Source organism: Micromonospora sp. KC721 (genome assembly GCF_004348355.1).
Taxonomy (GTDB): domain Bacteria; phylum Actinomycetota; class Actinomycetes; order Mycobacteriales; family Micromonosporaceae; genus Micromonospora.
Window position 1 is genome coordinate 1 of record NZ_SMJY01000258.1, and the last position, 7,217, is coordinate 7,217.

12 protein-coding genes and 1 pseudogene are annotated in these 7,217 nt (G+C 69.7%); all 13 read left to right on the top strand.

Features of this window, described 5'->3' with window-relative positions; translation table 11 throughout:
* Positions 1-350: 350 nt before the first annotated feature.
* Entirely contained in the window at positions 351-1,346 is a 996-nt protein-coding gene (locus tag E1182_RS27870; RefSeq protein ID WP_132270717.1) for a recombinase family protein, read from the top strand.
* A gap of 501 nt (positions 1,347-1,847) precedes the next feature.
* A complete protein-coding gene (locus E1182_RS27875) occupies positions 1,848-2,789 on the top strand; it encodes a ParB/RepB/Spo0J family partition protein (protein ID WP_132270718.1) in 942 nt (313 codons plus the stop codon).
* Between the two features lie 19 nt (positions 2,790-2,808).
* Entirely contained in the window at positions 2,809-3,015 is a 207-nt protein-coding gene (locus E1182_RS27880) for a hypothetical protein (RefSeq protein ID WP_132270719.1), read from the top strand.
* 331 nt (positions 3,016-3,346) lie between these two features.
* A complete protein-coding gene (locus E1182_RS27885) occupies positions 3,347-3,682 on the top strand; it encodes a hypothetical protein (protein ID WP_132270720.1) in 336 nt (111 codons plus the stop codon).
* Positions 3,679-4,152, top strand: a complete 474-nt coding sequence (locus E1182_RS27890) for a hypothetical protein (RefSeq protein ID WP_132270721.1) — start codon at positions 3,679-3,681, stop codon at positions 4,150-4,152. The genes E1182_RS27885 and E1182_RS27890 overlap by 4 nt, the downstream gene beginning before the upstream one ends.
* Complete coding sequence (locus E1182_RS27895) at positions 4,149-4,406, top strand: hypothetical protein (RefSeq protein WP_132270722.1); 258 nt, start codon at positions 4,149-4,151, stop codon at positions 4,404-4,406. The genes E1182_RS27890 and E1182_RS27895 overlap by 4 nt, the downstream gene beginning before the upstream one ends.
* Complete coding sequence (locus tag E1182_RS31345) at positions 4,406-4,678, top strand: hypothetical protein (RefSeq protein WP_165942740.1); 273 nt, start codon at positions 4,406-4,408, stop codon at positions 4,676-4,678. Before E1182_RS27895 ends, E1182_RS31345 begins: the two co-directional genes overlap by 1 nt.
* Positions 4,679-4,681: 3 nt before the next feature.
* Positions 4,682-4,861, top strand: coding sequence for a DUF6011 domain-containing protein (locus E1182_RS33115; RefSeq protein WP_371687613.1), 180 nt, complete (start codon positions 4,682-4,684; stop codon positions 4,859-4,861).
* Entirely contained in the window at positions 4,828-5,076 is a 249-nt protein-coding gene (locus E1182_RS27900; protein ID WP_132270723.1) for a hypothetical protein, read from the top strand. The genes E1182_RS33115 and E1182_RS27900 overlap by 34 nt, the downstream gene beginning before the upstream one ends.
* On the top strand, positions 5,066-5,491 hold the full coding sequence (locus tag E1182_RS27905) for a hypothetical protein (RefSeq protein WP_132270724.1): 426 nt from the start codon (positions 5,066-5,068) through the stop codon (positions 5,489-5,491). Before E1182_RS27900 ends, E1182_RS27905 begins: the two co-directional genes overlap by 11 nt.
* A 16-nt stretch (positions 5,492-5,507) precedes the next feature.
* Positions 5,508-6,008: a hypothetical protein gene (locus E1182_RS27910; protein ID WP_132270725.1), complete on the top strand. Its 501-nt coding sequence runs from the start codon at positions 5,508-5,510 to the stop codon at positions 6,006-6,008.
* 342 nt (positions 6,009-6,350) lie between these two features.
* Complete coding sequence (locus E1182_RS27915; RefSeq protein ID WP_132270726.1) at positions 6,351-6,830, top strand: hypothetical protein; 480 nt, start codon at positions 6,351-6,353, stop codon at positions 6,828-6,830.
* A pseudogene (locus E1182_RS27920) lies at positions 6,827-7,217 on the top strand (site-specific integrase); the annotation flags it as partial. The gene E1182_RS27915 and the pseudogene E1182_RS27920, both read left to right, overlap by 4 nt.

The following is a 7,217-nucleotide window of genomic DNA, read 5'->3' on the forward strand; positions in this document are numbered from 1 at the left end:
CAGTAGTCGGGGGACGTAGACTGCCTGATCGGGCCCGATCGCCCCAAACGCGTAGACCGAAAGCCCGGAACCCGTGCCTAGCGGGGGTTCCGGGCTTTCGGTGCTCCAAGAGAACCGCGTGTCGTGCGCAGCCTTCACCGCTTGTTGAGGGTATGAGTTAGGAGCCGCGAGCACTGTCGGTAAGGTGAGCCGAACTCATACGCGGCTGTAGGTGGCACAGTTCGTTGGGGCACTGCTACCTTATAGGCCGGTCTGTATGGAGCGGGCTGAAAGAGCCAGGCGCCGATGCAGGTCAGGGTGGGGTTCTGGCCGGCGGGAATGCCTGGCCATTGGCGTACTGGTGCGCCGAAGTGAAAGAACGCAGGGAGCAGGACAAGACGGGAGTGCCGGTGCGCTGCTACGGGTACGACGAGACGGGACGCGAGATCATCTCGGCCGAGGCCGAGGTGATACGCGAGGTGGCGCAGCGAGTCCTGGACGGGGAAAGTATGCGCTCGACCGTGGCCGACCTCCGCAAGCGCGGTATCACGACGTCGGCCGGCCGTCCGTGGACCCAGCAGTCGCTGTCCCGACTTCTGAGGAACCCGCGGCTCGCCGGCCTCAAGACCTACCTCGGGAACGTCGTCGGTCGGGGCGAGTGGGAGCCGATTCTCGACCCGGACACGCACCGCAAGGTTCTGGAGATCCTCGACGACCCGTCGCGTAAGCAGCCGACAGCAACGAACGTGCGCAAGTACCTGCTGTCCGGCGGGTTTCTGGAGTGCGGCTTTCCGCTGACCGACGATGATGGCACGCACAACTGCGGGAAGCCGCTGTACACGCAGCCCAGCAACAGCGGCAAGCGCGGTTACGTCTGCCGGTCGGGTAGCCCGAGCTACGGGTGTGGCCGGATCCGAATCGCCGCCGCCAGCTTGGAAGATGAGGTCGCCGCCCGGGCGCTTGCCCGGCTGGCCTCGCCGAAGGTGCGTGCCCGGCTGGAGGCCCACGCGGGGATGCCAGCAACTGCCGAGTCGATCGCGAGTGCGTTGGGCGCTATCGACGAACGTCTGGCCGAGGCGGGCCAAGCGTACGCCAGGCGGGAGATTAGCCTCGTGACCCTTAAGGCGATTGAGGAGGAGGCGCGGCGGGAGCGGCGCGACCTCAAGGGTCGCCTGGAGCAGGCGGCGCGGCTACAGGCGTTGCCTGCGACGACGCCGGAGGGCCTGGCCGAGTGGTGGGTTGATGCGCCGCTGGAGCGGCGGCGCGAGTTGCTGGCGCTGGTCCTAGACAAGATCATTGTCAAGCCGGCTACGCGGCCGGGGAAGGCGCACCTCGATACCGAGAGACTGGAATTCGTCTGGAAGTGAGTGCGGATACGCCCCCTCTCGCCCCTCTCGCCCCTAGCGACGCACTTCGATACGTCTGCTGGGAGTTTGCTACGGCCGAGTCATATGGCCTGTTGCGCACTGTTGCGGTAAGGCTACGATCTTCGTTGCGCGGTTTCTTAACGGCGGCTTAATCCCGCAATCGGGTGTCGGGTCGCAGTGCCACTGCTGGCACATCGAAGGAGAAGCGGGGGAGCGAAGTTTTGGTGCGGCGACGCAAGATCGAGGTCCTGAAGCTGGCTCAGCGAATCGAGGCCGAGTTGGCGACCGGGAGGTGTGACGACGCTGAGGTGACCGACGAGCAGGCGCGACGGATTGCGAGTCTGCTCCGGCCGCCGGCGCCGACGCCGCCTGCTAAGTCCACCCCCGCTGGTCAAGCTGCCGGTGAGGGTTCTAGTCGTTGGGTGCGCTGTTCGGCTGCGTCGGTCCAGGTTTCGATGCTTCTTCAGTTGGGGGCGTGTGCCCCGCTGCCTGGCGGCTTCGATGAAGAAGCTCGGCCAGCTCCAGCCGGTCGCTGTTCGCAAGACGGCGCGGCCGGGCCACTACCGCCTGGTCGTCGGCGAGCGGCGCTGGCGGGCCGCCCAGCAGGGCGGCATCGAGGAACTGCACGCGATGGTCTGGGAAATGGACGACGAGTCCGCGTTCATTGCGCAGGTCGCCGAGAACGTCAACCGGCAGGACATGACGCCGATGGAGGAGGCCGCGGCGTACTCGCGCCTCGCGCAGGCGGGCTGGGAGACGGAGGCAATCGCCGACCTGTTCGGCAAGAGCGTGCCGTACATCGGGTGGCGGATCGACCTGCTCGGCCTTATCGACGATGCGAAGCAGCTCGTGGCTAAGGGGCAGCTGCAGGTGGGCGTCGCCTGGTACGTCTGCCGGCTGTCCGCCGACCAGCAGCGGCGGTTTCTGGTGAAGTGGGCGCGCGGCGAGTTCTCGTCGGCCCGGGACGCCGAGGCGTTCGCCAAGGCGTGCAAGGCGGCCGAGGAGCAGGCCGAGTTCTTCCAGCTCGACAAGGAGAAGCACAACGAGGAGGCCCAGGCGAAGGTCGCCGAGGAGCGCAAAAAGGTCGTCAGCAAGATCGAGCGGCTGGACGCGGCCGGGAAGATCCTGCACGAGCTGTCACAGATGGACGCGGAGGACCTGGCGCGGCTGCTCGCTGGCGCCGAGGGTGGCGTGGCCGGGCACCGGCAGCGCGTCGACGACCTCCGCTCGCTGGCTGGCAAGGTGTCGTCGAAGCTGCGCAAGGCGCAGGCCCTCGCTGCCGCCGTGACCGTCGAGCTGGACCCGGAAGTGGTGGTCGAGGTGCCGGCCGAGCTGATCGACGTGACGTCGACTGGGCCGATTAAGGTGGACCCGAACTGTACGTGGGAGGGCCACGCCGACGCGGTGAAGGAAGCCGGCTTCTGCCCGGTGTGCCAGCACTGAGCGTGGCAGGATGCTCGGCGTGACCCTTGACGACCAGCTGATGGCCATGGCGCTGCGGCTGCGTGTGCACGGTGGCCCGCAAGAGGGTGAGGCCCTGGAGCACCTTGCCGCGTACCTGCGAGAAACGCCGAAGAATCCGGAGGATCTGGCGGAGGCGCTGGAGACGATCCGGGACGCGGCCGACGGCGCGCTCCAGATCATCCTCCGGCACCAGGGCCGCCTCTGACCTGTAGGCACGTCGACGAGCGCCCCGCGCGATCCGCGCGGGGCGCTCGCCCTATGCGGGCGCAGTGCCGCTGCGTATGCTCCGGACATGCCGGTGCTCGGGCCGATCGATCTGCCGCCCTGCGGGGTGTGCCATCGGGCACGGGTGTGGCGCGGCGACCGGGAACCAGGGTGGTGCTGTGCCTGGCCCGCTCCCAGCTCGACGACGACCAGCGGCGGGCGCTGAACCTGTGAGTGTCACCAGCCGCCAGCCGCGTGCCCGCTACCTGTACGGTCACCATTTGACCGTAGAGTCCGCCTAGTATACAATGTTTATGTATAACAGTCGGCTGTTGGAGACGATCGGTGCGCGCGGCGTGGTCACGGTCCTGTGGGCCTGGCCGCTGCCGCACGAGCCGGCCGACCTCCAGCGGACGATGCGGCAAGCGCAGGCCGAGCTCTACCAGCAGGCGCGGATGCTGAACGCGGTCCCGCTCGGGCCGGCGACCTACCGGGTCGCCATTCGGGCGGTGTTCGACACCCACGCCGGTCCGGCGCTCGTCGCGGAAGTAAGGGCAGCTCAGCTGCCGGAGGAACCGGACAGAGAGGGGGCCACTGTGCCCGCTAGGTGTACGGCCGCAATGAGAAACTGCGGCGGGGTAAGAGACCGTGGCGGCGATACCGCATGAGTCAGAACGTGAAAATCGAGGAGGAGGCCCGCCAGGTCAGGGCGGCCCTGCCCGGCTACATCGAGGTGCGCGCCATGGCGGCTGCCGCGCTGGCCGCCGCCGCCGCCGATCTCGGCCAGGAGCTGGCCGAAAGGGACAGCCGCGACCTGGCCAGCGCCGTGGTCGACGCGATCTACCAGGCAGCCGAATTGCGCGGCATCGCGTTCGCGTGCGACGTCGCCGACATGGAGGTGGCCGCCAACGAGCGGTGGCTACTCCCAAGGGCGCGGGAGGAAGCCAAAGCGGGGGACCCGACGGCCCGCCGGGTTCTCGGCGACCTAGAGCGCTACGCCGAGGGCGCAGAGAAGATCCGTGACGAGCTGGTCGAACGGCTAGCGCGCGTCGGCCGGGAGTGGCTGGCGAAGCGGCCGGCGGCGGTCGTGCCGCTGTCGGCGCCGGCCGAGCCCGCCGAGGCGAGGGCGGCGGCGTGACCGTGCCCGCCATCGCCGTGCCGCAGTTCGATCCGGAGCAGGCCGCCCGAATCCAGGCGGCGTGGGAGCGGCTGGGTCAACAGCTCGCCGAAGTCCTTGGGGCCCTGCGCGACCTGTTCCGCCGGATCGGTGCCGTCCTCCGTCGCGCCCTCGCGCCGCTAGTCCGTCTGGCGGACCAGCGGCGGGTGCGGCTGCGCGTGATGCACCTGGCGTACCGGCGGCGGCTACGGAACCGGCGGCGGCGGGCGCGGTAGTGGCCGGCAACGAACCGGAGACGGCGCGGGCCCGGGCACTGGCCCGGGCCCGCGCATGTCGGCGCGAGACGGGGGCCGAGCCGCCTCCGCGTCGCGGCCGGCGGCCCGCACCGCGGCCGCCGGCCGGCGCCGAGCCGGTCAGCGACAGCGTGGCGGCCCTGGCCACCCGGTACCTCGTCGACGGCTACACGCCGGACGAGGTCGCCGAGCGGTTCGGGGTCAACCGCGGCTGGTGCCGGGCGATGGCCGCCCGGCTGCGAGGGAGGAGGTAGCCGATGCCTGACCAGGTGCCGGCCAGCCCCGACGAAGTGCCCGTCGAGTGCGAGGACTGCGGACGTCCCCTGAGGACGAAGCGGGCCCGCGTGGAACGGGTCGGACCGAAGTGCCGCCGCAGGCGGCTGGAGCCGATGGGAGGAGCAGCATGGCGGCGATCGTCAAGCTCGGGGGTCGCGTAGTCACGCCAATGGTGGAGGCGAAGGCGGTCCTGCCGCTGCCGCCGGAGGTCGAGCCTGCCGGCGACGGCGAGGTCATCGAGCTGGAGCTGCTGGCCATCGTGGGTCCGCCGTCGGTGGTGGCGTCCGCACTGGACGCTTTGGCCGCGCACCTGGACGACCTGATCCCGGTGATCGGGAAGTTCTACGACGACCACGCAAAGCCCAATGGGGGATGAGTTGCAGCTGTTCACGAACCGCTACCAGCGGTTCCGCCCCGACCAGGGAGCACCTGTCCGGACGACGGTCGGTGCTCCCCGGTTCCAATTGCCGTACGAGCTGGCCGGGTTCGCCCGGCTCCTCGCGCCGAGCTACGCGATGCTCAAGATGGCCGAGGGCCCGTACCGGCACATCTATCTGGAGCGACTGGAAGCCGCCGGCGTCGACCTGATCTCCGAGCAGCTTGCGGAGATCGCCGACGTCGCCGGCACTCACCGGCTCGTCCTGCTCTGCTTCTGCGACCTGGCTGTGCCACCACCGGGCAACTGGTGCCACCGGCGCATGTTCGCCGCCTGGTGGGAAGAGCAGACCGGCCGGGAAGTGCCCGAACTGGCCGAGCGGCGCGAACCGCCGGCCCCGACCCTATTCGACTGATCGAGAAGGAGTTCACGTGGAAATGACTCTTGACCGGCCGCCCGCCGAAGCGAGCGTGCCCCTCGACTTCGACCCCGACCTGCAACCCGGCGAGTCCGGGTACTTCGCCGGGGAGTGGCTGGAGTACCCGTGCGACGGCGACCGCCGCTTCGAATCGGCGTACGCCGGCACGCTGATCCGGCGCTGGCAGGGCTGGGCAGTGTGGGAGTGCACCCGCGAGGTCGCCGAAGCCATCGTGGCAGACCAGGAGGCCGCCCGCAGGCACTACCGGGCGCTCTACGAGGCAGAGGGCTACACGGAGCCGAGGCTGAGTCAGACGCTCGACGCCGACATCCCGGAGATGCGCTGGGACGGCGACGTGATCGTGGTCGACCGCCGCCCCTTCGGCGAAGACGAGGAGTACCTTCGGATCGAGCCGAACGAGCGCGGGATGTACGTCGTGATGGGCGGCAACTGGACCTGGGAGGAAGTCCCGCGCGACGCTGCTGACCACGTGTACGGGACCGTGGAACTGTAGCCGTACAGTAAGGGGGCCGGTCCGCTGGGCCGGCCCCCTTCGCCTGGGCGAGATCAACGGTGATCCCGGCGGGATCACGGGCGGGAACACAGGGCTACAAGCGGCCACAACGGGGCACGAGTAGACACAAGCTGAGCAGGACCGATAGGATTACCGCAGGTCAACGGTCCGGCTCTGTGGGGTTCAAGTCCCCCCTCGGACACCACTTCTCGTGGATACCCACGCGAGATCAACTCCCCTCGCGTGGGAGCGAGAACCGGTACGTGGCATCTGTGCACCTAGACGCCGGGAGTGGCTCCCACCTGCGCTGACGCCGCTGTGTCTGCTCAGGCGGGGGCCTAGGTGAGTTCCGGCCGCCCGCGTCCCCGCCAGCCCGACGAACAGCTCGTCGAGGCCCTCGTGCCAACCCCGCTGCCCGTCGCCGTACCGGAGCCGGCGCCGCTGCCGACCTTGCCCGCGCCCGCCGCCCGCAGTGGCGATGGCCGCCTGCTGTTCGACGTGGCGCGACCCGACGCCGCCGGCCGCGTCACCGCTCGTGCGCTGCTGCGGGCGTTGGGCTGGACACCGGGCCTCACCCTGCACGTCGACGTCGTGACCGGCGCAATCCTGATCACCCCGGCCGCCGAAGGCGCGCACGCCGTCGGGACCCGCGAGGAACTGCCCCTACCGGCCGCCGCCCGACACCTGTGCGGCATCGCTCCCGGCGAACCCGTGCTTCTGGCTGCCCTGCCCCGCCAGAACCGCATTGTCGCGCATCCCTCAAACACCATCGCGGCGGTCCTGGCCGACCTGCACGCCCGCATCCTCGGAGAGCCCTCATGACCACGGATCCTGATCGTGTCGCCACCGCCCGGGCGCTGCTCAAGCACCTGGACGTTACTGCCGCCGACCTCACCGACAGTAACCAGCCCGCCGTGCCGACAGTCGCCGAGTACCTTCCTACTGTTGTCGCGGCGGCGAGCCCGGCCACCCGACGCACCTACGGCAGCTCTTGGCGACGAATGGCTGCCGCCTACGGCGATCGGCGCATCGACGCAGTGCGGGCCAGCGACATCGAAGCCCTCATGCGACAGGCCGCCGCCGGCGCCCGCCCTCGCCGAAACTCGCGCCATGGTCGGCACGCCGGTGAGCATCTCATCGCCGCCGCCCGCGCCTTCTACAACCGCGCCATCGCCGACGGCTACCTGACCATCGTGGACAGCCCCGCCC

Excerpts from the sequence above, each read along its gene's own strand:
- E1182_RS27875 (WP_132270718.1), top strand. The coding sequence starts at position 1,848 with ATGAAGAAGCTCGGCCAGCTCCAGCCGGTCGCTGTTCGCAAGACGGCG.
- E1182_RS27890 (WP_132270721.1), top strand. The coding sequence starts at position 3,679 with ATGAGTCAGAACGTGAAAATCGAGGAGGAGGCCCGCCAGGTCAGGGCG.
- E1182_RS33115 (WP_371687613.1), top strand. The coding sequence starts at position 4,682 with ATGCCTGACCAGGTGCCGGCCAGCCCCGACGAAGTGCCCGTCGAGTGC.
- E1182_RS27900 (WP_132270723.1), top strand. The coding sequence starts at position 4,828 with ATGGCGGCGATCGTCAAGCTCGGGGGTCGCGTAGTCACGCCAATGGTG.
- E1182_RS27905 (WP_132270724.1), top strand. The coding sequence starts at position 5,066 with ATGGGGGATGAGTTGCAGCTGTTCACGAACCGCTACCAGCGGTTCCGC.